This is a genomic window from Streptomyces sp. NPDC097107 (assembly GCF_044762405.1).
Classification (GTDB): domain Bacteria; phylum Actinomycetota; class Actinomycetes; order Streptomycetales; family Streptomycetaceae; genus Streptomyces; species Streptomyces thinghirensis.
On the sequence record NZ_JBIWEF010000003.1, the window covers coordinates 180,435 to 205,382 of the forward strand.

Annotated in this window: 19 protein-coding genes; 10 read left to right on the forward strand and 9 right to left on the reverse strand. The window is 72.5% G+C overall.

What is annotated here, in order from left to right:
- Positions 1-39: 39 nt before the first annotated feature.
- Both ACIQ1J_RS07965 and ACIQ1J_RS07970 read right to left on the reverse strand, forming a co-directional pair.
- Positions 40-1,308: an MFS transporter gene (locus ACIQ1J_RS07965; protein ID WP_403555094.1), complete on the reverse strand. Its 1,269-nt coding sequence runs from the start codon at positions 1,306-1,308 to the stop codon at positions 40-42.
- Between the two features lie 101 nt (positions 1,309-1,409).
- Entirely contained in the window at positions 1,410-2,288 is an 879-nt protein-coding gene (locus ACIQ1J_RS07970; RefSeq protein WP_403555095.1) for an alpha/beta fold hydrolase, read from the reverse strand.
- 187 nt (positions 2,289-2,475) lie between these two features.
- Between ACIQ1J_RS07970 and ACIQ1J_RS07975 the strand changes: the two genes are divergently transcribed.
- The 5 genes from ACIQ1J_RS07975 (at position 2,476) to ACIQ1J_RS07995 (ending at position 6,978) form a co-directional block, all read left to right on the forward strand.
- Complete coding sequence (locus tag ACIQ1J_RS07975) at positions 2,476-4,581, forward strand: BTAD domain-containing putative transcriptional regulator (protein WP_403555096.1); 2,106 nt, start codon at positions 2,476-2,478, stop codon at positions 4,579-4,581.
- Entirely contained in the window at positions 4,578-5,012 is a 435-nt protein-coding gene (locus ACIQ1J_RS07980) for a PPC domain-containing DNA-binding protein (RefSeq protein ID WP_403555097.1), read from the forward strand. The genes ACIQ1J_RS07975 and ACIQ1J_RS07980 overlap by 4 nt, the downstream gene beginning before the upstream one ends.
- 88 nt (positions 5,013-5,100) lie before the next feature.
- Positions 5,101-5,526, forward strand: a complete 426-nt coding sequence (locus ACIQ1J_RS07985) for a CBS domain-containing protein (RefSeq protein WP_403555098.1) — start codon at positions 5,101-5,103, stop codon at positions 5,524-5,526.
- A gap of 46 nt (positions 5,527-5,572) precedes the next feature.
- Positions 5,573-5,917: a DUF6343 family protein gene (locus ACIQ1J_RS07990; RefSeq protein ID WP_403555099.1), complete on the forward strand. Its 345-nt coding sequence runs from the start codon at positions 5,573-5,575 to the stop codon at positions 5,915-5,917.
- 35 nt (positions 5,918-5,952) lie between these two features.
- The gene (locus ACIQ1J_RS07995; RefSeq protein WP_403555101.1) at positions 5,953-6,978 is read left to right on the forward strand and encodes an RNA polymerase sigma factor RpoD/SigA; all 1,026 of its coding nucleotides are present in this window, start codon (positions 5,953-5,955) and stop codon (positions 6,976-6,978) included.
- Positions 6,979-7,012: 34 nt separating this feature from the next.
- Here the strand turns inward: ACIQ1J_RS07995 and ACIQ1J_RS08000 are convergent, their stop codons facing one another.
- Positions 7,013-8,440, reverse strand: coding sequence for an FAD-dependent oxidoreductase (locus ACIQ1J_RS08000; RefSeq protein WP_403555103.1), 1,428 nt, complete (start codon positions 8,438-8,440; stop codon positions 7,013-7,015).
- A gap of 15 nt (positions 8,441-8,455) precedes the next feature.
- The gene (locus ACIQ1J_RS08005) at positions 8,456-9,679 is read right to left on the reverse strand and encodes a polysaccharide pyruvyl transferase family protein (RefSeq protein WP_403555105.1); all 1,224 of its coding nucleotides are present in this window, start codon (positions 9,677-9,679) and stop codon (positions 8,456-8,458) included.
- A gap of 151 nt (positions 9,680-9,830) precedes the next feature.
- On the opposite strand from ACIQ1J_RS08005, the gene ACIQ1J_RS08010 reads away from it, so the two are divergent.
- A complete protein-coding gene (locus tag ACIQ1J_RS08010) occupies positions 9,831-10,790 on the forward strand; it encodes a TerC family protein (RefSeq protein WP_403555107.1) in 960 nt (319 codons plus the stop codon).
- Positions 10,791-10,806: 16 nt separating this feature from the next.
- Here ACIQ1J_RS08010 and ACIQ1J_RS08015 read toward each other — a convergent pair whose 3' ends face one another.
- Positions 10,807-11,169: a hypothetical protein gene (locus tag ACIQ1J_RS08015; RefSeq protein ID WP_403555109.1), complete on the reverse strand. Its 363-nt coding sequence runs from the start codon at positions 11,167-11,169 to the stop codon at positions 10,807-10,809.
- 113 nt (positions 11,170-11,282) lie between these two features.
- The gene (locus tag ACIQ1J_RS08020) at positions 11,283-11,486 is read right to left on the reverse strand and encodes a hypothetical protein (protein WP_403555111.1); all 204 of its coding nucleotides are present in this window, start codon (positions 11,484-11,486) and stop codon (positions 11,283-11,285) included.
- A 119-nt stretch (positions 11,487-11,605) separates the two neighbouring features.
- On the opposite strand from ACIQ1J_RS08020, the gene ACIQ1J_RS08025 reads away from it, so the two are divergent.
- Positions 11,606-12,511 (forward strand): LysR family transcriptional regulator, encoded by a 906-nt coding sequence (locus ACIQ1J_RS08025; RefSeq protein ID WP_403555113.1) that lies wholly within the window; start codon positions 11,606-11,608, stop codon positions 12,509-12,511.
- An 81-nt stretch (positions 12,512-12,592) separates the two neighbouring features.
- On the opposite strand, the gene ACIQ1J_RS08030 is transcribed toward ACIQ1J_RS08025, so the two are convergent.
- Positions 12,593-13,156, reverse strand: coding sequence for an NAD(P)H-dependent oxidoreductase (locus tag ACIQ1J_RS08030; RefSeq protein ID WP_403555115.1), 564 nt, complete (start codon positions 13,154-13,156; stop codon positions 12,593-12,595).
- A gap of 145 nt (positions 13,157-13,301) precedes the next feature.
- Between ACIQ1J_RS08030 and ACIQ1J_RS08035 the strand changes: the two genes are divergently transcribed.
- Both ACIQ1J_RS08035 and ACIQ1J_RS08040 read left to right on the forward strand, forming a co-directional pair.
- Positions 13,302-13,970, forward strand: coding sequence for a TetR/AcrR family transcriptional regulator (locus ACIQ1J_RS08035; RefSeq protein WP_403555117.1), 669 nt, complete (start codon positions 13,302-13,304; stop codon positions 13,968-13,970).
- A 101-nt stretch (positions 13,971-14,071) separates the two neighbouring features.
- Positions 14,072-15,106, forward strand: a complete 1,035-nt coding sequence (locus ACIQ1J_RS08040; protein WP_403555119.1) for a LacI family DNA-binding transcriptional regulator — start codon at positions 14,072-14,074, stop codon at positions 15,104-15,106.
- A 57-nt stretch (positions 15,107-15,163) separates the two neighbouring features.
- On the opposite strand, the gene trxA is transcribed toward ACIQ1J_RS08040, so the two are convergent.
- Entirely contained in the window at positions 15,164-15,562 is a 399-nt protein-coding gene (gene trxA / locus ACIQ1J_RS08045; RefSeq protein ID WP_210962926.1) for a thioredoxin, read from the reverse strand.
- A gap of 120 nt (positions 15,563-15,682) precedes the next feature.
- On the opposite strand from trxA, the gene ACIQ1J_RS08050 reads away from it, so the two are divergent.
- Positions 15,683-17,119: a dihydrolipoyl dehydrogenase family protein gene (locus tag ACIQ1J_RS08050; protein ID WP_403555121.1), complete on the forward strand. Its 1,437-nt coding sequence runs from the start codon at positions 15,683-15,685 to the stop codon at positions 17,117-17,119.
- A gap of 194 nt (positions 17,120-17,313) precedes the next feature.
- Here the strand turns inward: ACIQ1J_RS08050 and ACIQ1J_RS08055 are convergent, their stop codons facing one another.
- Positions 17,314-24,543, reverse strand: coding sequence for a LamG-like jellyroll fold domain-containing protein (locus tag ACIQ1J_RS08055; RefSeq protein WP_403555123.1), 7,230 nt, complete (start codon positions 24,541-24,543; stop codon positions 17,314-17,316).
- Positions 24,544-24,948: the final 405 nt, after the last annotated feature.

The window sequence follows — 24,948 nt, forward strand, 5'->3', positions numbered from 1 at the left end:
GTTGAGGCCTCCGTCGGTACCGCGACGACCGGGAGGACTTCACCGGTCACCGGTAGCCTCCACCAAGTCCTGACCGGTCATGCGGTCCTGCCGCGGCAGCAGCAGCGGGGTCGCGAGGAGCAGTACGCCCGCGAGCGCGACGGCCGCACGCGTTCCGGTCAGGCTGGCCAACAGGCCCCACACCGCGGTCAGTCCCGCGGTCGCCAGCTTCCCGCTGACCGTCCAGGCGGACAGGGTACGAGCGACCCGGTCCGTCGGGGTCAGCTCCAGCCGGCGGGTGGCGTACACCGGGTTGAACACGCCGATGGACGCGATCAACCCGAACTCGACGACCATCACGAGGACCAGACCCGAGGTGCCGGGGCCGACGAAGGCCAGCCCGACGGGCCAGCACACGCGCAGCACCCCACTGGTGACCAGCACCCGGTGCTCCCCGAAGCGCGCCACGAGTGTCCGGGCCAGCCGGGAGCCGACCAGTCCGCCGGCGCAGGGCACCGCGAAGGCGAGACCGTACTGCCAGGGCGCGAAGCCCAGATCGCCCAGCATCAGGACGGCGAGCAGCGGTGCTGTCGCCATGATCAGGCCGTTGGCCAGGACCGTGTTGAGGAACAGCGGACGCAGGCCCGGCGAGGCGAGTACGTACCGCCAGCCGTCCAGCAGGTCACCGGCCCGCAGCCGGGGCACGTCGGCGCGCCGCGGACGGGGCTCCCCGCCGCCGATCGCCCGGATCCCCAGCGCCGACAGCAGATAGCTGGCCGCGTCGACGGCCACCGTCACCACCGGTCCGAAGAGCCCGACCGCGGCCCCGCCGACCGGGGGCCCGAGCATCGTCGCCGTCCAGGTCGTCGCCTCGAACCGGCCGTTCGCGGTCAGCAGGTCCCGCGGCCGCACCAGAGCCTTGAGACAGGAACCGGCGGCGGCCCTGAACGTGATGTCGGCCGCGGCGACGACGACCGACACGATCAGCAACTGGGCGAAGCCGAGCCGGCCGAACGCGAACGCGAGCGGCACACTCAGCAGCACCACGCACCGGACCAGGTCCATCGCGACCATGACCGGCCGCTTGCGCCGGAACTCCACCCACGGCCCCAGCGGCACCGCCACCAGCGCTCCCACCGCGAGACCGGCCGCCGCGAGCGCCGCCACCTGCGCCGTTCCGGCGTCCAGCACGACGACCGCGATCAGCGGAAAGGCGTCGAACGCGAGCCGCGTGCCGAACGTGCTGACGGAGTACGCGGCCCACAACCACCCGAACCGCCGCCCCAGCGGCCCGCCGCCCACGACACCCGACTCCGTCACGGGCGACATCAAAGCGAGTGGCGGCCGCGCGGATCAAACAACCGCTCGGAGGCCACGCACAACAGGCCGTTGTGCGCCGTTCGCCGGCGCCCGGACCCGCCGCCCGGGGCCTACCGCGTCAGCAGCTTCCGCAAGGACCCGGCGACCTCGCCGGGCGCCTCCTCCGCCATGAAGTGGCCGCAGTCGACGGTGTCGTGCCGCAGATTCGGGGCCCACGCCCGCCACAACGCGGCGGCGTCGTAGCCGAGGGCGGCGCCCCAGTCCTGCTGGAGGACGGTCACCGGCATCCGCAGCCGGTTGCCGCTGTCGCGGTCGGCCCGGTCGTGGGCGACGTCGATGCCGGCCGAGGCCCGGTAGTCGGCCACGATGGACGGCACCGCCTCGCGGGACGCCCTCAGATAGGCGGCGCGTACGCCGGCGGGCAGGGCGTCCGGGTCCCGCGTCCAGATGTCGAGGAAGTGACCGAAGAACGCGTCCGGCGCGGCACCGATCAACTGCTCCGGCAGTCCGGGCGGCTGCGCCATCAGGTACAGGTGGAAGCCCACCACGGCGGTGGTGCCGTGCAGTACGTCCCACATGTCGAGGGTCGGCAGTACGTCCAGTGCGGCCAGGTGCGTCACCGCGTCCGGATGGTCGAGCCCCGCCCGCACCGCGACGAGGGCGCCCCGGTCGTGACCGGCCAGCGCGAACCGCTCGTGCCCGAGCGCCCGGGCGAGGGCGACGACGTCGGCGGCCATGGCCCGCTTGGCGTAAGTGGTGCCGTCCGGGTCGGCCGGCTTGTCGCTGTCGCCGTAACCGCGCAGGTCGGGGCAGATGACGGTGTGGTCGGCCGCGAGGTCGGCGGCGACGTGCCGCCACATCAGATGGGTCTGCGGGAAGCCGTGCAGCAGCACGATCGGGCTGCCGGAGCCGCCGACGGCCACGTGCAGGGCGACGCCGTCGGCGACCGTCACACGGTCGTGGGTGAAGCCCGGGATGGTCGGTTCCATGGCTGGTCTGTACCTTTCAGGTCACATCGGGGTCTGGTCACATCAGGCGCGCATCAGGGCCGCGCACATCGGGTCTGTTCGCGTCTCGCTGTTGACGCCTTCGAGCCTGCCGGGCCTCGATCAGCAACCGATCAGCACGCGTACCGTGGTGATCGCACCAGCGGTGGCGGATCGGAGCGGACGGAACATGGAAGCGGTCACGTTCGGTGTGCTCGGACCGGTCACGGCCGAGCGCGCGGGCGCCGCGCTCGCCCTCAAGGGCCCCCGGCACCGTGCCGTGCTGGCCCGCCTCCTCCTGGCCCGGCGGCGGGTCGTTCCGCTCGCCCGCCTGGTCGAGGACCTGTGGGACGAACCACCGCCGCGGGCCGTGGGCGCGGTGCGCACCTTCGTCGGGGACCTGCGCCGCGCCCTGGAACCCGACCGCCCGCCCCGGGCCCCGGCCCGGCTGCTGGTCACCGAGGGGCCCGGATACGCCTTGCGCGCGGTGCCGGAGGCCGTGGACGCCTGGCGCTTCGAGGCGGCCGTCGGCCGGGCCGACCGGCTGCCGGCCGTACAGGCGCCGGACCGGCTGCGAGCGGCGCTGGGGGAGTGGCGGGGGCCCGCCTACGCCGACGTCGGCGGAGCGGAGTGGGCCCGCGGCGAGCGCTCCCGGCTCACCGAACTGCGGCTGCGTGCCGTCGAACGGCGGGCGGAACTGCTCGTGGAACTGGGCCGCGCCGCCGAGGCGGTCCCCGACCTGGACGCGCACCTGACCGAGCACCCCTGGCGCGAGGAGGCCTGGCGCCTGCTCGCCCTGGCCCTGTACCGGACCGGACGCCAGGCGGACGCTCTCGCCGTGCTGCGCCGCGCCCGCGCCCTGCTCGCCGGGCAGCTGGGCGTCGACCCCGGGCCCCGGCTGCGCCGCCTGGAGGCCGGCATCCTCGCCCAGGACCCCGGCCTGGACCCGCCCGGCGAGCCGGCCGAGGCGGCGGCCCGGCTGTGGGCCCGCGCCACCGAGGCGTACGACCGCACGGTCGCCCCCGGGGCCCACGCCCGCCTGGAGTCGACCGTCGGCCTGCTGCGCTCCCTCGCGGTCACCGGCGCCGGCGGTCTGGAGGCCGCCCGGGAGCACCGTACGACGGCCGTCGCGGCGGCGGAGGAGACGGGAGACGCGGAACTGACGGCCCGGGTGATCGGCGCCTACGACGTGCCCGCCAACTGGACCCGCAGCGACGACCCCGAACGGGCCCGGCGGATCGTCGAGGCGGCCGAGCGCACCCTCGCCGCCCTGCCGGACGACACCACCGCCGAAGCGGACCGCTGCCGCCTGCTGGCCACCGTCGCCCTGGAGTCCCGGGGCGTCCGGTCACCGCGCGGACCGCGGGCGGCGGACGCGGCCGAGCGGATCGCCCGCCGCCTGGACGACCCCGCGCTGCTCGCCTTCGCCCTCAACGGCGTCTTCATGCAGTCCTGCACCACCGCCGGGCTGGCCCCGTGCCGCGACGCGACCGGCGCCGAACTCGTCGCCCTCGCCACCCGGCACGGCCTGGTCAACTACGCGGTCCTCGGCCATCTGATCCGGCTCCAGGCACGCTCGGCACTCGCCGGCTTCACCGCCGCCGACGAGCACGCCACCGCCGTCGACCGCCTGGCCGAACGGCACGAACGGCCGCTCGTGGCCGTCTTCACCGACTGGTACCGAGCCCTGCGCCGGGCCGCCACCGGCAGCCCGTACGACAGTGCCGAGGCCGCCTACCGGTCCGCCGCCGCGCGGCTCGACGGCGCGGGAATGCCGGGCCTGGAACGCGGACTGCTGCCCCTCGCCCTGCTGGGCCTGCGCCTGGCCCGCGGGCGTCCGGCGGAAGTGGACCCGCGCGCGGACTGGGGACCGTACCGCCCCTGGGCCGAACCGTTCGCCCTCCTCGCCGACGGCCGTGACGCCGAGGCCCGGACCGCACTGCGGGCGCTCCCGGAGCCGCCGCCCGACCTCCTGTACGAGGCCCTGTGCTGCGCCGAGGCCGCACTCGCCCTCGAACTCGGCGACGGCCCGGCCCTGGAGCGGACGTACGGGCGACTGCTGCCCGCGTCCGGCGAACTGGCGGGCGCGGGCAGCGGGCTGCTCACCTTCGGACCGGTCGACGACTGGCTCACCGCGATCCGCCGGGCACTCGGCCCCGCCTCGGCGGGGCCTCACCAGGGCGGGACTCGGAAGCCCGGAACGGTACGCCGGTCGGGGGGCCGGCAGGCGGACCCGGCGGCGGGACACCGACCGGGCGGGTTGCCCCGGTGCCCGCCGGGTACCCGGCGGGCATGAAGTGGCGACAGGTGCAGGACGGTCCGTCCGCGGTGTACGTGGTGGTGCTCGACCCCGGCGAGGACGCGGTCGCCGAACTCACCGCCTTCGCCCGTGACCGCTCCCTCGGCGCCTCCCAGGTGACCGCCGTGGGCGCCTTCTCGGAGGCGGTCGTCGGCTGGTTCGACCGGCAGGCCAGGGACTACCGCCCCATTCCTGTGGAGGAGCAGTGCGAGGTGCTGTCGCTGATCGGTGACGTCGCCGTCGCCGACGACGGGCCGACCCCGCACCTGCACGCCGTGGTGGGCCTGTCCGACGGCTCCACCCGCGGCGGCCACCTGCTGTCCGGGCGGGTCTGGCCGACGCTGGAGGTCGTCGTCCGGGACAGCCCCGCCGAACTGGCCAAGACCCACCGACCCGACATCGGCCTGGCCCTGATCGACCTCGGCTGAGCCGGCCGCCGGAGAACGTTTCACCGGCCCGGGTGCGGGCTACGCGGCCCGCACGGAACCGAGCCCCCACACCCCGGGAGGCGCGACCATGACACGGCGCATCCGAGACGTGATGTCACCCGCCGCGGTGGCCGTCGAGCCCATGACCACGGTGGCGCGGGCGGCGCGGCCGATGCGCGAGGAGGACGTCGGCGACGTCCTCGTGACCTACGACAGCGACCTGTTCGGCCTGCTCACCGACCGCGACATCGTGCTCCGGAGCGTCGCCGGCGGCCGCGACCCCGAGCACACCACGGTCGGCTCGGTGTGCACACCCCCGCCCGTCGTGACCCTCGAACCCGACGACACCGCCGACCGCACGGCCGAGCTGATGCGGCGTCACGCGGTCCGGCGGCTCCCCGCCGCCGAACACGGCGGCGTCCCGGCCGGCGTGGTCACCCCGGGCGACCTCGCGGCCGCCGACGACCCGCGCTCCGCCCCGGCGGACATCAGCAGGGCCGCGCCCGGCCACTGAGGCGCCCGGGCGCCGACGTTCCCGACTCCTTGTACGGAGGGAAGGCATGAGTGACCGACGCCGCCCCGACGGGGCCACGGAACCCGACCCACGCGCGACGTCCGGCGCGATCGGCCGCCGCCTCCCGCGTACCGGCACCGAACCGGTCACCGCACAGAGCCCGCTGCGGCTGCGACTGCTGCTGTCGGCCGTCTTCCTGCCGCTGTTCGTCGCCGGGGCCGCGTTCTTCGGCGTGTGGGCCGCGGACACCGGCCCCGGCGACAGCCCCGGACGCGGCACCCTGGTGGCCCTCGCCGCCGTGTGCGCGGCGTTCGTCCTGCTGGCGGCGGCGGACCTGATGGTCGTGACCGGCCGGCTGAGGCGGGAACGGGGCGCCCCCGCCCGGCACTGAACCCGGCACACCAGAAAGGGGACGGAGGAAACGACATGGCCTCCCCGGCACGAACCCCGACCCCCGCGGCGGACCCCCGGCAGGACCGCCGGGCCCCCGCCCGCACCGCGCGGCTGCGCAGCCGGATTCCCGAACCCGACGAGGAACCGGACCTGCTCGGCCAGTACCTGACCCAGATCGGCGCCACCCCGCTGCTGACCGCGGAGGACGAGGTGAGCCTGGCCCGGCGCATCGAGTCCGGTGTCCGGGCCATGGAGGAACTGGAGTCGGCCGACACCGGCGAGCCCGCGCCGGCCCCCGGACGCCGCCGCGCACTGGAGGAGACCGTCCACGACGGCCAGGCCGCCAAGGACCACATGGTGCGGGCCAACCTGCGGCTCGTGGTGTCGATGGCCAAGCGCCACGCCCATCGCGGGCTGCCCCTCCTGGACGTCATCCAGGAGGGCAACCTCGGCCTGATCCGGGCCGTCGAGAAATTCGACCACACCAAGGGCTTCAAGTTCTCCACGTACGCCACCTGGTGGATCCGCCAGGCCATCGAGCGGGGCCTGGCGACCCACGCGCGCACGGTGCGGCTGCCGGTGCACGTCGTGGAGCAGCTGCAGAAGCTGGCCAAGGTCGAGCGCAAGCTCCGGGGGAGCCTCGACCGAGAGCCGACCGCCGAGGAGGTGGCCGCCGAAAGCGGCATCGACGGCGACAAGGTCGTCTGGCTGCGCCGCGTCGGACGGGACGCCGTCAGCCTGGACACCCCGGTCGACGAGACCGGCGAGACCGTCGTCGGCGACCTCATCCCCGACACCGAGGTGCTCCAGGCACCCGAGGTCGCCGAGTTCCAGGCGCTCGCGGAGGAACTGCGGGAGGCCGTCGGCACCCTCGCGCCCCGTGAGGCCCTGATCCTCAGCCTGCGCTACGGCCTGCACGACGGCCGCCCCCGCACCCTGCACCAGGTGGCGCAGCACGTGGGCCTGACCCGCGAGCGCGTCCGCCAACTGGAGAAGGCGTCCCTCGACCACCTCCGAGCCCCACAGACCCGGGGGCGCCTGCTGGACTGGGCGGGCTGACCGGGCCGGCAGGCATCACACCTGGCAGGCGCACCTATACGCGCAGCCGGGCCCCCTGCCGCAGCAGCTCGTGCTGGACCATCCGGTAGGGCAGGCCGCGCGGTCCGCGCCCGTGCCGGACGGTCAGGGCCGCGCACACCCCGGCCGCCTGCCCGGTCGCCATGGCGATGGGCATGACCCGGTACGAGGAGTGCGCCACGTGCGTCCCGGAGATGCAGCGCCCGGCCACCAGCAGCCGCTCGGTGTCCCGGGGCACCAGGCAGCGCAGCGGGATGTCGTAGAAGCTGCCCTGCGGAACCCGCTTGAGGATGGTGCCGGAGCCGCGCGGGTTGTGGATGTCGACCGGGTAGGCGCCGTGCGCGACCACGTCCGGGAAGGTGCGGGCGGCCAGGATGTCGTGGCCGGTCAACTGGTAGTCGCCGAGCACGCGCCGGGTCTCCCGTACGCCGATGTGCGTGCCGCTCTGCACCACGTACGCCTCCTCGAAACCGGGCACGCGGGTGCGCAGGAAGCGGTCGATCTGGGAGAGCTGGCGCCGGGCCGTGTACTCGGCGCGGGTCAGGTCCCACACGCTGGTGCCGAGCACGCGGTTGACCCGGGTGCTGTTGACCGCGACCTCGCGCGGATGCGGGGTGGCGAAGAAGAGGATGTCCTCGCGCGGCAGCCGCAGCTCGCCGTTGGCCCTGGCCTCCTCGATCAGGTCCCACAGGCCGTGCACGCCGCGCCACTGGTCTGGGTGCTCGCGCACGTAGTCGGCGAAGTCCGGCCGCGCGAAGTCCGCGACGCGGAACATCAGCGTCATGGGCTGCACCAGCCCGTCCTCGGGCCGGCCGATCTCGTACGGCGCCCCGCAGGCGGTCGCCACGTCACCGTCGCCGGTGCCGTCCACGACCACCCCGGCGTCGATCACCACGGGCCCCGACTTCGTCTCGAACACCACGCGCCAGCCGGAGCCGTCGTCGAGGGGCAGCGCGCCGGAGGCGAAGGAGTGGAACAGCATCCGGACCCCCGACTCGTCCATCATCTCGAGCAGGGAGAGCTTGAACAGCTCCGGGTCGAAGGGGACCGTGTAACCGGTCTTCGGTGAGGGCGGCAGACAGCCGCCGCGCCCCATGAGGCGGTCGAGCAGCTGCCACAGCACACCCGCGACCACCGGCTCGCCCTCGCCGTGGTCGGTGGGCAGCAGCCGTGAGGTGTCCCCGGACTCGGTGAACGCGGCCTGCTTGTGCTCGTTGTGGAACGACATCAGCGGCATCACCAGCGCCGCGGTCGCGTTGCCGCCGAGGAACCCGTACCGCTCCACCAGCACGACGTCGGCCCCGGTGTCGGACGCGCCGACCGCGGCGGCGAAGCCGGCGGGACCGCCGCCCACCACCAGGACGTCGCACCGGCCCCCGTGCCGGGCGGGCCGCGGGGGCAGGGTGACCGTGCGGGGCTCGCGGGGCTCTTCCAGGATCGGCATCGCTCTCCTCGGGGATCAGGCGTGCAACGGTCGCGGCTCGTCGGCGTACGGCACGGGGGCCGCCGTCCGTGCGCGCCGTCCGCCGCCGATCGCGTCGATCTCGTCCAGCAGCGAGCCGCAGCGCACGCAGGTCTCGCGGGCCGCCGCGGACAGCTCCCCGATCCGGGACCGGAAGTCCTCCCGGCGCTGCGGGTACTCGTCCCACAGCCGGTCCACCTCCGCCAGCAGCAGCCCGGCCTGCTCCCGCGCCACGCCCACCAGCGCCGGGGCGCCCAGCCGGCGCGCGAAGTCGAAGACCTTGCCGGAGTAGGGCAGCGGCAGCACCGGGACGCCGGTGAGCGCCGCGAAGATCACGAAGTGCAGCCGCATGCCGACGGCCACGTCCAGATGGCGCATGAAGCCGAGGACCTGCCCCGGGCTGTAGTCGCCGTGCAGGATCCGGCCCTTGTCCGGCGCGGTCATGTGGGACAGCACGGCGTGCGCGTGCCGTACGTCGTGCCGCTCCATCGGCAGGAACACCACGTGCGCGTCCAGCCGCCGCACGAGGAAGTCCGCGACGTCGGCGAGCAGTGCGTGGTAGTCGCCCTCGTCGAGCTTCTCCGCGGCCCGCCCCGGTTCGCGCACCGACATTCCCACCAGCCGGGCGCCGGAGGGGATGCCCTCGTCCCGCATCATGGCCTCGGTGAACGGCTCGGGCCCCAGCAGCAGGGCCGGGTCGGCGGTGACCGCGACCTCGCGTTCCAGGCCGACCTCCTCCAGCACCAGCCGGGACTCCTCGTCGCGCACCACGACGTCGTCCATGTCGGCCAGCACGGTGCGCACCGCGTCCCGGTCCTCGGCGTCCGTCAGCGGTCCGGCCCCGACGGCGTACGCGAAGGTCGGCACGTTCCGGGTCTGCGCGGCGCGCACCAGCCGCAGGTAGCGGCGCGCCTCACCGTCGTAGAGGATGCCGCCGCCGCCGAGGACCAGCAGGTCCAGGCCGGGCAGCACGTCCAGGACGTGGTTACGGCTGACGCCCTCCCAGGGGACCACCTCGTCGGCGGCGGGGTGGTGGGTGCGGGTGTGCTCCGCGTCCCGGCTAAGGACGACCAGGTGCGCGTCGGGTCGCTGCGCGCGCAGACAGCTCAGGACGCAGGCCAGGATCGCCTCGTCGCCGGTGTTGAAGCCGCCGTAGGAGCCGAGCACACCGATGCGCGGGCCCGGCCGGGCGGGGTGCGGATGCGAGGGGGCAGTGGTCATCCGGGGGCTCCCGTCACGTCGGAGTCGGCCGGCCCGCCGGCCTCGGTGCGCAGGCCGCGCACGGTGCCGGGTTGCCTGGGCCGCTGCGTGGAAACACCCTGACGAGGAACGTGAACGTGGTCCCCTTCCGCCGCCTGTCACAGGAGCATCAGTGAACGTCTCCCCCAGCGTCTGGCTGCTGACCGTCGCGGGCCTGTGTGTCCTCGTCGCCGCCGACTTCTTCATCGGCCGCAAGCCGCACGACGTGTCGATCAGGGAGGCCGGGATCTGGACGGCCGTCTGGGTGGTCCTGGCCTGTCTGTTCGGCGTGGGGCTGCTGGTGTTCGCGGGCGCAGGCCCCGGGGGCGAGTTCTTCGCCGGTTACATCACCGAGAAGTCGCTCAGCGTCGACAACCTCTTCGTCTTCGTCCTGATCATGGCCAAGTTCGCGGTGCCCACGCAGTACCAGCAGCGCGTACTGATGGTCGGCGTCATCGTCGCCCTGGTGCTGCGCGCAGCCTTCATCGCGGCCGGCGCGGCGATCATCTCCGCCTTCTCCTGGGTCTTCTACATCTTCGGCGCGTTCCTGATCTGGACCGCCTGGAAGCTCATCCAGGACGCCCGCAAGGGAGGGCACGACGAGGAGTACGAGGAGAACAAGCTGCTGAAGTCGATCGAACGCCGTTTCGGTGTCGCCGACCGCTATCACGGCACCAAGCTGTGGATCGAGGAGAACGGCAAGCGGGTGATGACCCCGATGCTGGTCGTGATGCTCGCGATCGGCTCCACCGACGTCCTGTTCGCCCTGGACTCCATCCCAGCCATCTACGGTCTGACCCAGGATCCGTACATCGTGTTCACGGCCAACGCGTTCGCTCTGATGGGCCTGCGCCAGCTGTACTTCCTCATCGGCGGTCTGCTGAAGAAGCTGGTGCACCTCTCGTACGGTCTGTCGGTCATCCTGGGCTTCATCGGCGTCAAACTGATCCTGCACGCCCTGCACGAGTCCGGGGTCCACGTCCCCGAGATCGGCATCCCCTTCTCGCTCGGCTTCATCGTGATCGTCCTCGCGGTCACCACGGCGACGAGCCTGTGGGCCGCGAGGGGACAGGACCAGGGGCGGGACGTGTGACGGGGGGCCCGAAGGCCTACTGGATGGTCCAGCCCACGCTGCCGACCCCCGAGCTGTAGATCGCGCAGACGCCCGAGGACTCGCCGTACTGCCCCGGCGCCAGCGTCACCCACTGTCCCGAGACGTCCGGCGCCCAGCCGCAGACGACCTCGGCGCGGAAGGTGACGGTGCGGCCGGTGTTGTTGCTGCAGCCGGCGATGCCGTGGTCCGGGTTGTTGTTGTGGACCCAGCCGTCGCAGTCGACGCCGGCCGCCGCCGGTGCCGACGGGGCGGCCTGCGCCGGAACCGCGAAGCCGGCGGCGGTCAGGGCCAGGGCCGAGACCGTGGCCGCCAGCCCGGCCGTGACGACGTTCTTCCTGCGGTGCATAGGTACCCCCATGAGATCGCGCTTCCTTCGGTTGCGCGACCAGTCAAGGAGATGACGGCTCCCGCGTGAACCTCGGACATGTGAGGGTCGCTCCTGCTCGCTTCCCGCCCCGGTGGGCCGGTGCCTCAGCAGCCCGCGCGGGAGGGCCTGCCGCGCGAGACGACGCGGGTGCCGTGCCCGTCGACGACGCGGGCCTGGAGCGAACCGCAGGCGCACCGGGTCCACAGGGTGCCGCCCGCGGCGGTCGGGTGCGCGGACAGCACCTGGAAGGGCTCGGCACCGTCGGGCCACCCGCAGTGCGGGCAGACGACACCGGTCGTGCTGGGCATGGCGACTCCTCGTTCGTCGGTCGGCGGGTGTTCGAGCCTCGCTCCACAGACAGGGTGCGGTCACGGATCCGTTCACGTCCAGGTTGACTTTACGGACTCCATCGTGAAGCGTGCACTTCATGATTGACCTGCGCAGGTTGCACGTCCTCCGGGCCGTCTCCCACTACGGCACAGTCACCGCGGCGGCCCGCGCCCTGCACTTCACCCCGTCCGCCGCCTCCCAGCAGATCCGCCAGCTCGCCCGCGACCTGGGCGTCGACCTGCTGGAGCCGCAGGGCCGAGGGGTCCGGCTGACCCCGGCCGCGGAGAGTCTGCTCGCGCACGCCGACGCCATCGAGGCCCGCTGGGACGAGGCCGAACTCGACCTGCGGGCCGAGGAGGGGGCGCCCGCCGGGCCGCTGCGGGTGACGGGGTTCCCGGTGGCCGTCTCCGTGCTGCTGGCACCGATGGCCGCGCGGCTGCGCGAACGGCATCCACGGCTGTCGGTCCGGATCCGGGAGGTCGAGGTGGGGGAGAGCTTCGACCTGCTCTTCGAGGGCGAGGCCGATCTGGCGGTGGTGGAGGCGACCCCGTCCAACCCGCCGTCGGCCGACGCGCGCTTCGACCAGCGGCCGCTCCTCGACGACCCGTTCGACCTGGTCGTCCCCGAGGGACACCCGCTGGCCGGACGGGAAGGGGTCGATCTGGCCCTCGCGGCCGACGAGCCGTGGATCGCCCCCGTGCCGCAGAGCCCTTGCCGTCCGCACGTGATGTCGGCGTGCGGTGCCGCCGGTTTCACCCCCGACGTGGTCCATCACGCGCTCGACTGGAACGTCGTCGCCCACCTGGTCGCCCACGGGCTCGGCGTCGCGCTGATACCCCGGCTCGCCCAGCTGACCCCGCAGTTGCCGATCGTCCGGGTGCCCTGCGCCAACCGGCCGCACCGCAAGCTGCTGACCTGCACACGGAGTGGCGGTCACCGGCGTCCGGCGGTCGCGGCCGCGCTGGAGGAACTGCGCACCCTGGCCGCGACCGCGGTGGCCTGACGCACAGCAGTACATACGCCGGTACACACGCCGGAACCGGAGCTCGGCGGAGCTCCGGTCCCGTAGGCGTCCCGCGTGCCGTCAGGCGGCGATGGCCTCGTCCGCGTGGCCGTGCAGCCGGGCGACGACCTCGGTCAGCTGGGCGGCGACCTCGGCGTCGTCGGCCGGGTGGGTCTCGGCGAAACGGGTCATCGAACCGGGGATGGACAGCTTGAGGTCCTCGATCACCTTGCCGCCGGCGATGCCCACGGCCTTGCGGGTGTCGTCCTGCGCCCACACCCCGCCGTACTGGCCGAAGGCGGTGCCGACGACGGCGACGGGCTTGCCGGCGAAGGCGCCCGCGCCGAACGGGCGGGACAGCCAGTCGATGGCGTTCTTGAGGACGGCCGGGATGGTGCCGTTGTACTCCGGCGAGAAGAACAGGAAGGCGTCGGACGCCTGGGCGGCCTCGCGCAGCTTCGCGGCGGCGGCCGGGACGCTGCCCTCGACGTCGATGTCCTCGTTGTAGAAGGGGATCTCGGCCAGCCCTTCGAACAACTGCACCTCGGCGCCCTCCGGCGCGAACTTGGCGGCCGTCTCGGCGAGCTGGCGGTTGTGCGAACCGGCGCGAAGGCTGCCGACGAGCGCAAGGATGCGGACAGACATGAGTACTCCCACTGACGGAGCAGAGGCTGCGGGAACAGACGCTGCTGAGACACTGCCGTAAAGATCCGGACCGGGGTCCGTTTAATTTGTAGCATCTCAAACGGACCGCGGTCCAGTTTTCTTCCCGATGCTTTACGCTGGCTTCATGTCCGCCGCCCTGCCGCCCTTCCCGAAGCCCCAGGAGACCGCCGGTCCCCCTGAGCTGCTGCAAGTCGGCACGGGGACCGAGGAGGACGAGCCCTGCCTGCGCGCCGACGCCGCGCGCAACCGGGCCCGGCTGCTGGAGGCCGCCGCCCGGCTGGTCGCCGAGCACGGCGCGGCCGGCGTCACGATGGAGGCGGTGGCCGCGGCGGCCTCGGTGGGCAAGGGCACGGTCTTCCGCCGCTTCGGCGACCGCACCGGCCTGCTCATGGCGCTCCTCGACCACTCCGAGAAGAAGTTCCAGGCCGCGCTCCTCGGCGGCCCGCCGCCGCTGGGGCCCGGGGCGCCGCCCGTCGAGCGGCTGCGCGCCTTCGGCTGCGCGATGCTGCGCCGCTCCCTCGACGAAATGGACCTGCAGCTGGCCGCGGAGCCGAGCGCGGAACGCCGCTACACCTCCGCGCCGCGCCGCTTCCTGCGCGGCCACGTCGCCCTGCTGCTGCGGCAGGCGGTCCCGGACGGGGACAGCGAACTCCTCTCCCACACGCTCCTGGCGTACCTCGACGCCGCCCTCGTCCACCACCTCACCGAACAGTGCGGGGTGCCCCCGGCGCGACTGCAGGCGGGCTGGCTCGATCTGGTCGCGCGGGTGACCCGCACCGAGCACTCGGCCTGACCCCGCGACCGCCGCGCCCGCGAGGTGGGATTTCGTCCGATCCGGACGGCGTCGCCCCGCCCGTCGCCCCGTACCCGGCTTCTGCCAAGATGCCGTACGTCATGGTGCAGATACCGAAACAGCCCGCCCCCGAGCCCCTCGCACCGCGCTCCGTCCCCACGAGTGCCGATGTGGCCCGCCTGGCCGGCGTCTCGCGCGCGACCGTCTCCTACGTTCTCAACAACACCAGCGCCGTCCGGATCAGTGAACCCACCCGCCGCCGCGTCCACCAGGCCGCCCGGGAACTCGGATACGTCCCGCACGCCGCGGCCCGCTCCCTGCGTGCCGGACACAGCCGTACGGTGCTGATGCCCGCGCCGTCCTTCCCCGCCGGACCGCTCTACAGCCGGTTCCTCAGCGAACTCCAGGGGGCCCTCGGCCGCCTCGACTACACCGTCGTGCAGTACGGCACCGTCGGCCTGTACGACGACGAGGCCGCCCGGGCGTGGGCGGAACTGCGCCCGGTCGCCGTCCTGGTACCCGGCTCGGGTCTCGGCCCGCGGGGCGTGGAGGTCCTCAAACGCTCCGGCGCCCGGGCGGTCGTCACCCTCGGCCCCGAGGCCGTCGAGGGAGCACACGCCCTGCTCATGGACCACGAGACCGTCGGCCACACCGCGGCCCGCCACCTCTACGACCGCGGACACCGCGGGATCGGCGTCGTCGTGCCCGCGGAGGACGGGCTGGAGGTCTTCTCGGCGCCGCGCCTGGCCGGCGCCCGCCGCGCCGTGCGCGACACCGACGCCACCGTCACCGAACTGCCCCTCGCCCACGACGAACGGGACGCCGCCCGGCTGGCCGCCCGCTGGCGCTCCCTCGGCCTGGACGCCGTGTTCGCGTACAACGACGAGTACGCGATGCTGCTGATGCGGGCCCTGCAGGACGAGGGCCTCGGCATCCCTGCCGACGCGGCCGTGATCGGCGCCGACGACCTGATGCTCGGCCGCCTGCTGCGGCCCCGGCTGAGCACCGTCCACCTGGAGCTGCCCTCCGGCCGCGACCTGGCCGCCCTGGTCGACCGCGCGGTCCACGACCCCACCACCGCGCCCGGGCGCCACGAGGTGCTGGGCGCGGCGGTGGTGCACCGCGAGTCGAGCTGACCGGCGGCCGGCTCCGCTCCGCTGCTACTGGCCTGCTGTTGACCTTCCAGTGACCTGCTACTGGCCGTCCTGCCCGGCCTGGCCCTCGGCCTGCGCCTGCTGGTCGGCGACCGCCTTGCGGACCTCGTCCATGTCCAGCTTGCGGGCCTGGCCGATGACGTCCGTCAGCGCCTCCTCGGGCAGCGCGCCCGGCTGCGCGAACACGGCCACCTGGTCCCGGACGATCATCAGAGTCGGAATCGACTGGATGCCGAAGGCCTGCGCCAGCTCGGGCTGCGCCTCGGTGTCCACCTTGCCGAACACGAGGTCGGGGTTGGCCTCGGCCGCCTTCTCGTAGACCGGGGCGAACTGCTTGCACGGACCGCACCACGACGCCCAGAAGTCGATCAGGACGAACTCGTTGTCCGTGACCGTCTGGTCGAAGTTGTCCTTGGTGAGCTCCACGGTGCTGCTCATGGTGTGACCCTCTTCCTGGGTTCGGGTGCGTAAACCGTCGGCACAACACTGCCGACCTGGTGGGTATTCCGCGCACGTACCCATGTGGCCACGTCGCACACCACCCACCAGACTGACCCCATGACGCAATCGGATTCCATCGCGTACGACGTCGTCGTGATCGGCGCGGGCCCCGTGGGGGAGAACGTCGCCGACCGTACCCGTGCCGCCGGACTGTCCACCGCGATCGTGGAGAGCGAACTGGTCGGCGGCGAATGCTCCTACTGGGCGTGCATGCCCAGCAAGGCCCTGCTGCGACCCGTCCTCGCCCGCGCGGACGCCCTCCGCCTGCCCGGTCTGAGCCGGTCGGCGCGAGACCCCCTCGACACGGCCGCGGTCCTCGCCCGCCGCGACGAGTACACCTCCCACTGGAAGGACGACGGCCAGGTCCAGTGGGTGGAGGGCATCGGGGCCGACCTGTACCGCGGCCAGGGACGGCTCGCCGGGCCGCGCACGGTCGAGGTGGCCGGGCCCGACGGCACCCACCGGGTACTGACCGCCCGGCACGCCGTCGCCGTCTGCACCGGCAGCGGCGCCGCCCTGCCCGGCCTGCCCGGACTCGCCGAGGTACGCCCCTGGACCAGCCGCGAGGCCACCAGCGCCAAGAGCGCGCCAGGCCGGCTCATCGTGGTCGGCGGCGGGGTCGTCGCCGTCGAGATGGCAACCGCCTGGCAGGCCCTTGGCTCCCGGGTGACCCTCCTGGTACGCGGCAACGACGGCCTGCTCGCCCGCATGGAGCCGTTCGCCGGCGAACTGGTCGCCGAGGCGCTCACCGAGGCCGGCGTCGACATCCGCACCGGTACCTCCGTCGAGTCCGTCAAGCGCGAGGGCGACACCGTCGTCGCCGTCACCGACACCGGCGACCGCGTCGAGGCCGACGAGATCCTCTTCGCCACCGGCCGCGTCCCCCGCACCGACGACATCGGCCTGGACACCGTAGGACTGGAGCCGGGCTCCTGGCTCCCCGTCGACGACAGCCTCCGAGTCGAGGGCCACGACTGGCTCTACGCCGTCGGCGACGTCAACCACCGTGCCCTGCTCACCCACCAGGGCAAGTACCAGGCCCGTATCGCGGGCGCCGCCATCGCCGCCCGTGCCTCCGGCGTACCGGGCCTGGACTCCGGCCCGTGGGGCGCGCACGCCGCGACCGCCGACCACGACGCCGTCCCCCAGGTGGTGTTCACCGACCCCGAGGCGGCCTCCGTCGGCCTGACCCTGGCCGAGGCCGAGCAGGCCGGCCACCGGGTCCGCGCCGTCGACGTCGACCTCGCCACGGTGGCCGGCGCGAGCCTGTACGGCGACGGCTACAAGGGCCGCGCCCGCATGGTCGTCGACCTGGAGGACGAGATCGTACGCGGCGTCACCTTCGTCGGTCCCGGCGTCGGCGAGATGATCCACTCCGCGACCGTCACCGTCGCCGGAAGAGTGCCGATCAGCCGCCTGTGGCACGCGGTCCCGTCGTACCCGACGATCAGCGAGGTGTGGCTGCGGCTGCTGGAGACATACCGCGACAACTGACCGGCTCCCCCCGCCGCACCAGCGGCACTACCGCCCAAGCCCGCAGCCCGCTGTTGCCGCTGCCGTCGCCGCCGCAGCTGCGGGCAGTCGTGACTCCCCCAGTGCCTGAACGGCCTGGAGCTGTGCGCCAGCCGGTGGTGGTTGCGGCGGTGGACGGGCCCGGCCCTCCGGTGTGGCGGAGGGCCGGGTGGCTGTCAGTTCTCCATGCCGAAATAGCGGCCGAGGTAGTTGCTGATCTCGGCGCTGTGGGGGAGCAGTTCGGGCAGGTGGGTGGCCAGGGTGTCGCGGGTGGCGGTGGCGAGGGCGGCGGCGCTCGTGGCGGCGGGGCGGACGTAGGGTTCGAGGCGCTTGATCAGTTCGTAGTTGCTGTCGATGTTCTCGGCGCGCATCGCCTTCTCCAGGGGCGGCGCTCCGGGCGGTGGGACGGGTGCCAGGACCCGGCTGAGGTAGGTGACGCGGTGCAGGATCCGCCAGCACGGGGGCTTCACGGAGTTCTGCCGGGTCTGACGCAGTGCGGCGGCGTCGGGGGCGTCACTGCCTGAGAGCCAGGTCGGGTCGACGACCTTGTGGTAGAAGTCGTCGAAGTTGGCGCTGTTCTCGCCGAGGTAGAAGGTGAGGAAGCGGTAGGCGTCGACCTTGCCCGGCACCAGGACCGGTTTGCCGGCGACGTCGTAGACCGGTTTGCCGTCCTTGTCGCGGCGTTGAAGGTCGCCCGAGGGCGCGCACTGGACGTTCAGGCCGAAGGAGCGGGAGGCGTCTTTGCCTTTGGCCCTGGTGGTGCTGAGGCCGCCGCCCACCGAGGCATCCATCTGGCCCCACCAGCCGAGTCCTAGGGCGCCGAAGCTGCCCTCGAAGCTGGCGCCGAACTTGCCGCTGAAGGCGTAGGAGCCAGAGGTGGTCTCGCTGACGGCGTCGGTGGCCTCGGTGGTCTCGGCGAAGAAGCCGCCCTTGGCGGTCCAGACGTAGTTGTTGACCAGGTCCCGGTGCGAGAAGCCACTGGCGGCGGCACTGCCGGCGATGTTGCGACCGCTCTCCTTGTGCCCGGCGGACATGCCCATCGAATCCAGCAGTGCGGTGGCCTGGGCCCCGGTCGGGTCCTGGTGGTGCGTTTCGGTGGAGATCGACTCGTAGAAGGCGTGCAGCCGCTGCTGGTCGCGGGTGATCCGACGCTTGAGCGCGTAGGCGTCCCGGGGTTTGAAGTAGCTGTACTCGCCGTAGTTGGCGGCGGTGGGATAGTCGGGATCAAGGACTTTACCCCGGTCGTCGAAGCCGACCGCACCGTCCAGAGTGCCCTGCTTGGTGTAGCGGGGGTTGATCGGGAAGTGAATGACGTTCCAGTCCCGCGGGATGTCGGGGTTGGGCAGCATCCGATAGGCGACCAGGGCGCCGGTGTGCGCCAGGCGCAGCGCGAAGACGTCGGCGGTCTGGGACTGCACCAGTGCCAGGCCGGTGTTGGCGGGCACGTACCGCCGGCCGATCGCGGCGTTCAGCACCTTGGCGGGATCCTCGGTGTGGCCGGTCAGCGCCAGGCTGGTCTTGCGGGCGGTGTTCCTGCCCTGGCTGACCCTGGTGTCCTGGCTCCACGTGTTGGCGTATTCCAGGCTGCCCGACATGCCGAGCTTCAACTGGCCCTCGGCCAGCGGGGTGGCGGTGCCGAAGCCCAGCGGCGCCGTGATCGTCATGACGCTCGCGTCGGTCTCGATGCCCAGGGCGAAGTTGAAGGCTGCGTTCACGCTGCGGGTCTTGCTGGAGGACAGGCTCTGCACAATCTGGTCGGCCTCGGCGAACTCCACCGTGGAGGCTCCGGCGTAGCCTTCCCCCGTGTCGGTGAGGTTCTCCGAGGGCACCGGTGGGGCGCCCTCGACGTAGCCCATGAGCTGCGGGTCGAACTGGGCCTGGCCGACCCACTCGGTGGTCAGGTCGCCCACCTTGTAGCCGGTGACCAGGTGCCAGCGGCCGCCCCGGACGAATCCGTAGCAGCGTTTGAGGACGCCGAGGGCTTCGCCCTTGGCGTCGAACTGGAGGTCTGCGTACTCGGTGGCGCCGGGTGCGCCGGCGATGGTGTCGTGGAAGGGGGTGCGGACGTCAGCGAGGGCCGAGCGCACCTGGGCGGTGTCGGTGGACACCGGCGCGGTGGAGAGCAGGATGCGCGGCCGCGTGGCGGAGAAGCCCAGGTTGTTGCCGCGCAGACCCTCGTCCCGGACGGACGTGCTGCCGGGCTCGGTGGAGTCCCGGTCGAACGGCCAGTAGCCGAGCAGGTCCTGCTTCTCCCCGCGCAGGCGGGTGAACAGGTTGTCCTGGATCTGCTCCTGGGTACGGACGGTCCGCCAGATGCGGACCTCCTCCAGCGTGCCGGTGAGCAGGTCGACCGGCTTGCCGCCCTCCAGCCGGGCGCCCAGGGTGAGTTGGGGGTCGCCCCAGGCCGCGGCGGTGTCCTGCGCGGTCAGTGGTGCCTCGGAGAGCGGCTCGCCGTTACGGTACAGCCGCAGCGGGCTGGCCAGGGGGTCGACGTCACGGGTCCAGCGGGCGCCGCGCAGCTTCGCCGGGAAGGTACCGGACACGTCGAGGGTGACGTTGCCGGCGTTCTCGTTGAACGCCCAGCGCGCCAGCAGGCCCTTCTCGCGCGAGGTGACCGGCAGCCCGAGCCGGGCCTGCGGCCGGGCGGAGTTCCACAGCCGCAGCTCGCACAGCACGCCGGTCAGCCCGCGGCCCATCACCACCTCGCTGTTGTTGGCCTGTGCGCCGGGGCCGCTGTACACGAAGCTGCCGACGGCACCGCCGTCGAGGTAGAAGCGGATCTCCTGCTCCGGCTGTACCGCGTTCGTGGTCGTCTGGGAGGTGGTGGACACTGCGGGCTTGCGGCCCTCGCGCACCACGGTGATGCGCTGGAACGCGCCGGGCGTGACGGCCCGGTCGGAGGTGTAGCGGACGGGCTTGCCGTTCGCCTCGGCGAAGGCGAACTCCACCAGGCCGTCGGCCCGGATGCCCAGGTGGTACGGGACGCCGTCCCGGCCGCCTTCGACGGCTGTGCCCTTGGTGAGCAGGCCGATGGGCGTGCCCGGCTTGTCGATGCGGACGAACGCCTCGACGGTGAGGTCATCCAGCACGTCCAGTGCGGGTTGCGCGGCCACCGACAGGCCCTCTCCGCCGTCCAGGCTCAGTGCCCAGGACTGGGTGAAGGTGGCGGCGAGGTGCGCCCACTCGTTGCAGGGGAAGCGCTCACCCGACTTCAGCACCCGGTCGCCCACCCGGGCGGTCACCTGGTAGCCCTTGATCGGCGAGGCCGGGCCGCTCGTGCCGGGGAAGGCCCAGTACCCCAGCAGGCCGGGTTCCCGGCCGGAGAGGCGCTGGTGGCGCTCGGCGGAGATCTCCTGCTTGGTGCGGGCCCGGCCGAAGACCCGGACCTCGTCGATCTGGCCGTCGAGGTAGTCGCCGTTGAACGGGAAGTGGCCCAGGATCAGCGGGCCGTTGCCGGTGTAGGCCCCGGTGGCGGTGCGGCGGGCGACCTCGACGCCGTCCCGGTAGAGGACCTGCTCGCGGGTGGCGTTCCTGTACACCGCGGCCCAGTGGTGCCACTCCAGGTCAGGGTAGGCCTGGGTGGTCTTCAGGTCGTCACGGTACAGCGAGAAGCAGAAGGTCTCGTCGGGGTGGAACCACAGGTGCAGGGACTGGTCGACCCGGCCGTCCATCGCGCCGTGGAACAGCAGCGGCTCGACGCGGCCCCGGGCCTGGTTGCGCTTGGCCCACAGCTCGATGGTGAAGTCCCGGTTCGCCAGGTCGAGCGAGGGAGTCAGCTGGGCCTTGGTGCCGTTAACGAACTGCCAGGCCGGCAGGGCGGCCGGGGTGAGTGCCAGGGAGTAGCCCGATTTGTCCGTCCTGGCGTGGACGATCCGGCCCCCTCCGGCCTCGGGGTTAACCCATGCCTCCAGGCTCAGGTCGCCGGTCGGGGTGACGCTCGGCAGATGGGCGGCGGGCAGTGTCAGGTACTGGTCCTTGCCGTCGAACAGAAAGGCCCGGCCCGGCATCTCGGCTCGCCAGCGGCAGCCGCGGCCGGTGATGCTCGCCTTGGCGGTGCCGTTGGGCACGGTGTCGACCCCGCCCGTGATCAAGGAGATCAGCCGGGATCCGGTGGACAGCAGGACCCCGGGCCGGGTGGACTCGGCCCGGGCCCAGTCGTAGCCCACCAGGCTGACCTTGTCGCCGGGCTTGATCGCCGTGCCGGCCGTGGTGAGGGTGAGTGTCTTGGAGCCGGAGGGGACATCCGCGTCCACCGCGTACCCGGTGCTGCCGATCATGAGGTGGGCCTTGGCCGGGACCAGGGTGGTGGTGGCCCCGGTGAGCACTACGGTGCTGCCGGACACGCGGGCGACCGCGCCGACCGTCACCGGCCGGCCGGGGCTCCCTGTCAGGGCGGCCGCCATCTGGTCGGCCTTGCGAGGCAGGGACTTCCAGGTCTCGGTGTCGGCGCCGACGGTGAGGGTCAGGTCGCAGCGGCCCGGGGCGTCGCCGTCGGCGACCTTGATGGTGGCGGAGTCCAGGGCGATGCCCGGGTCGCGGGCGACGAAGGAGAGTGTGCCGCTGTCCCCGGCCAGCGTCCGGGCTCCGCGGACGACGGCGGTGTCGTAGTACACGGCGAAGAACTGGTCGTCGGATCCGCGGAAGTACAGCACGACGTTTCCGGTGCCGCTGTCCAGCAGGGCGGGCCGGTCGGTGCCGCGGGCGAATTCGAGCAGGCCCCCGGACAGGCTCAGGCCGGTGCAGTCGACCGCGAGCAGCGGCATCGCCACCGTCAGGTCGTCGTCGCCCTGCAAAGCGTGCGACATACGGGCCAACCGGTCCCGGGCGTCCTGCAGTTCCGCCTGCTTGGCGGTCAGCGTGAGCTGCAATTCAGCGACCCGCTGCTGGGCGGTCCTCGCCTCTTGGAGCAGGGCGCGTGCGGCGTCCATCTTCTCCTTGGCCGCGGCGTACTGCACGTCCAGACCCGATTTCATGGACAGACGCGTCATGCGGAACAGGCCCGACTCCGCCTTCAGGCATTCGCTCGATTGAACTACGAAGGGATACTCGGCCGTGGAGGGCAGGCCGATCGCGAGGCGGCTCTTGCGGTTGACGATGCGGACGTTCTCACCCTCGGGAACCAGCTGGAAGTGCGTGCTTTCGTTGCTCAGTTCGCGGGATACAGCCGTGCTCAGGTTGGCGTTCTCCGCCGTCGAGTTACCTGTGACGCGCAGGTCCGCGTTGCGCTCCTGGGAGACCAGAAAGTAGTAGCGCAGGCCGTCCTGGTACGCGCCGGTGGACTCCACCCGCCAGGTCGACGGGAGGTTGGGGGTGAGGAGCACCTTGGTCTCCTCCATCGACGAGCCACCGGCGGCGTAGAGCCGCTGCACTGCTGTGCCTTTTACCAGACGCGGTGTTGTGAGCTCCAGTGTGTATATCCAGGAGGTCTCCAGGTCCCTCGCGGCGAAGTAGTGGCGCTCCAGGTCGTCGAACGCCGGTTTCAGCCGGTCGTGTTCCGCCTGCCGCTCAGCCACCTTGCCCGAGGTGGCATCCAGCCGGGCGATATCCGACGGCATATCCGCGACCTCGGACTCCAGCCGCCTGGTCAACTGCTGGAGGGCGCTGATCTGCTCCGAGTCCTGACCCTTCGTCGGCCGCTTGAGCACCGCCGGGTCCAGCACGTCCGGCACCTGGGCCAGCCGGCCGTCGCGGCCCACCGCGAAGTCCAGGCTCGCCAGACACGGGCTCTGGCCGTACTTGGCGGAGAACGCCAGCATCACCCGGGCCTGCCGCTTGGCGGGCTTGGGGTCGGGGCGATACCCGGCGACGGCACTCTCCTGCTGGTGGTAGAGCACCGCAGACATGCCGGACACCACCGAGCGGCCCTTGAGCACGAAGCTGTCGCGCCGCACCCCGGGGTGGTCGCCGACCGGGGCCTCCGAGCCGGTCCACTGCGCGTCGCCGCCCAGAGTGCCGTGCAGCGCCCGGTCGGTCTGGTCGTAGGCGGTGGTTCCCGTGCCCTCGTCGAAGCGGTAGTAGGCCACCAAGCCCGGCTCGTTGCCGATCAGCCTGTGGTTCATGTCCTCGGCGAGCTCGGTGGCGGAACGCACCCGGTCCCAGATCCGCAACTCGTCGAGGTCGCCCTCGAAGCACTCGTCCGCACCACCGGAGGAGTGCTTGCCGACCAGCGTCTTCACACCGGTGGCCGGAGCGAACGGCAGCGCCCCACTGCCGGCGGGCTTGCCATTGACGTACAGCTTCGCGGTGGTGCCGTCGAAGGTGGCGGCGATGTGGGTGTACAGGTCCGCCGGGACCGGCTCGGTGGACAGCAGCGGCGACGTCGCACCCTCGTGGGTGAGGCTCACCAGGCCGGCGGCGTCCACGGCCAGCAGGTACTCACCGCTCCTCGCCAGCACCGGGCCGTCGTGGGACGCCGGCTTGACCCACGCCTCGATGGAGTAGGGCCTGCCACCGAACCGCAGCACCGCCGGATCGCCCAGGTCGACGTGGGCGTCGGCGCCGGCCAGCCGCAGCGCGGTCTCGGCCTGCCCGTCGCTCCCCGTCACCGGCACCAGCCCGCTCCCGGTGAACGGACAGGCCCCGGGGCTACGCTCGAACACCGAGTCCCGGTAGAGCGGGTCCGGGCTGGTGTAGAAGCGGGTGCCCTGGGTGTTGAACAGGCCCTGCGCGCCCTGCTCGATACTGAAGGAGTCGATTCGCCCGGTGGCGTCGTTGTGGGCGAACAGCTGCCAGCGCTGCACTCCGCTGATCGCGGTCGGCACGAGCACCGCGGCGAACCGGCCCTGCGTCAGGTTCCGGACGAAGGAAAGCTCCTGGGTCGGCTCGTAGAAAGGGCGGCCCTCCATGTCCTCCGTGCCCAGGCTGTCCTTGGCGGACTCCGGAAGCGTGGCGTGCCGACTGCGCTTGTAGCGCACCTCCAGGACCGGCTTGAGCTTGCCGTCCACGAGCAGGAACCGGTCGCACAGCAGGGTGTCGCGCACCAGCGGCACCTTCTTCGTGCCGCTGAGCAGGTAGTCGTTGCGGGACGCATCCCCAGAGGAGCCGCCACCGGCCAGCTTGAACACCGCCCCGGAGTGGGTCTCGTTGACCGACTGCCGCAGCACCACCACGTACGTGCCGTCCGATATGACGTGGAACGGGGCGTCCGCAGTCAGCCGCGCGGTGGTGGTCAGGAAGGGGTCCGTTTCCTCAGCCGTCGGCCGTTCGGCGGCGGACGCCTCGGCCCCGCCCCGCTTGACGGTCGGCATCGCCGTCGCACCGGCGACGGCGTACCCCACCTCCGCCAGTTCTCGGGGGAAGGGCAGCTCTGCCGGATTCTCGCTCCAGTACGCTGTGTCTGCTTCGCCCTTGGTCGGCGGCCCGGACAGGTCCAGCACGGAGTAAACGACCCGGCGGGATGCGTCCATCGCGAAAGCGATGGTCGTGCCCTGATGTCGAGCCATGGTCACGTGCCGGTACGACCGGTCCCCGTAGACCTTGAGCAAGGAATCCTGAGATGCCACTGTTCCCCTCCCACGAGCATGAACGCCAGGACCTCCGGTTCCCCCTGCGGTCCGGAGCGGCGATGGACTTGCGGCGCACCCTCGGGATGCGCCGGTCAGTCTGACATGTAGGGCTTTGGTGAAGAGGCGGTTGGGAAATTGTCAAGAATATATGACTTGATGGGGTAATAGATGGCTGGACTTCGACGGCCACCACCTGGCTGGACGCTGCCGCCCCGGCCGCCTCCGGGCCCGGCCGAATGCCCCACGAGGCCACCCGACGACATCACTTGCGGCAGAAGCCCCGAGCGGCCCAGCGTCCCCCAGCCG

Excerpts from the sequence above, each read along its gene's own strand:
- ACIQ1J_RS07965 (WP_403555094.1), bottom strand. The coding sequence starts at position 1,308 with ATGTCGCCCGTGACGGAGTCGGGTGTCGTGGGCGGCGGGCCGCTGGGG.
- ACIQ1J_RS07970 (WP_403555095.1), bottom strand. The coding sequence starts at position 2,288 with ATGGAACCGACCATCCCGGGCTTCACCCACGACCGTGTGACGGTCGCC.
- ACIQ1J_RS07975 (WP_403555096.1), top strand. The coding sequence starts at position 2,476 with ATGGAAGCGGTCACGTTCGGTGTGCTCGGACCGGTCACGGCCGAGCGC.
- ACIQ1J_RS07980 (WP_403555097.1), top strand. The coding sequence starts at position 4,578 with ATGAAGTGGCGACAGGTGCAGGACGGTCCGTCCGCGGTGTACGTGGTG.
- ACIQ1J_RS07985 (WP_403555098.1), top strand. The coding sequence starts at position 5,101 with ATGACACGGCGCATCCGAGACGTGATGTCACCCGCCGCGGTGGCCGTC.
- ACIQ1J_RS07990 (WP_403555099.1), top strand. The coding sequence starts at position 5,573 with ATGAGTGACCGACGCCGCCCCGACGGGGCCACGGAACCCGACCCACGC.
- ACIQ1J_RS07995 (WP_403555101.1), top strand. The coding sequence starts at position 5,953 with ATGGCCTCCCCGGCACGAACCCCGACCCCCGCGGCGGACCCCCGGCAG.
- ACIQ1J_RS08000 (WP_403555103.1), bottom strand. The coding sequence starts at position 8,440 with ATGCCGATCCTGGAAGAGCCCCGCGAGCCCCGCACGGTCACCCTGCCC.
- ACIQ1J_RS08005 (WP_403555105.1), bottom strand. The coding sequence starts at position 9,679 with ATGACCACTGCCCCCTCGCATCCGCACCCCGCCCGGCCGGGCCCGCGC.
- ACIQ1J_RS08015 (WP_403555109.1), bottom strand. The coding sequence starts at position 11,169 with ATGGGGGTACCTATGCACCGCAGGAAGAACGTCGTCACGGCCGGGCTG.
- ACIQ1J_RS08020 (WP_403555111.1), bottom strand. The coding sequence starts at position 11,486 with ATGCCCAGCACGACCGGTGTCGTCTGCCCGCACTGCGGGTGGCCCGAC.
- ACIQ1J_RS08025 (WP_403555113.1), top strand. The coding sequence starts at position 11,606 with ATGATTGACCTGCGCAGGTTGCACGTCCTCCGGGCCGTCTCCCACTAC.
- ACIQ1J_RS08030 (WP_403555115.1), bottom strand. The coding sequence starts at position 13,156 with ATGTCTGTCCGCATCCTTGCGCTCGTCGGCAGCCTTCGCGCCGGTTCG.
- ACIQ1J_RS08035 (WP_403555117.1), top strand. The coding sequence starts at position 13,302 with ATGTCCGCCGCCCTGCCGCCCTTCCCGAAGCCCCAGGAGACCGCCGGT.
- ACIQ1J_RS08040 (WP_403555119.1), top strand. The coding sequence starts at position 14,072 with ATGGTGCAGATACCGAAACAGCCCGCCCCCGAGCCCCTCGCACCGCGC.
- trxA (WP_210962926.1), bottom strand. The coding sequence starts at position 15,562 with ATGAGCAGCACCGTGGAGCTCACCAAGGACAACTTCGACCAGACGGTC.
- ACIQ1J_RS08050 (WP_403555121.1), top strand. The coding sequence starts at position 15,683 with ATGACGCAATCGGATTCCATCGCGTACGACGTCGTCGTGATCGGCGCG.
- ACIQ1J_RS08055 (WP_403555123.1), bottom strand. The coding sequence starts at position 24,543 with ATGGACGCATCCCGCCGGGTCGTTTACTCCGTGCTGGACCTGTCCGGG.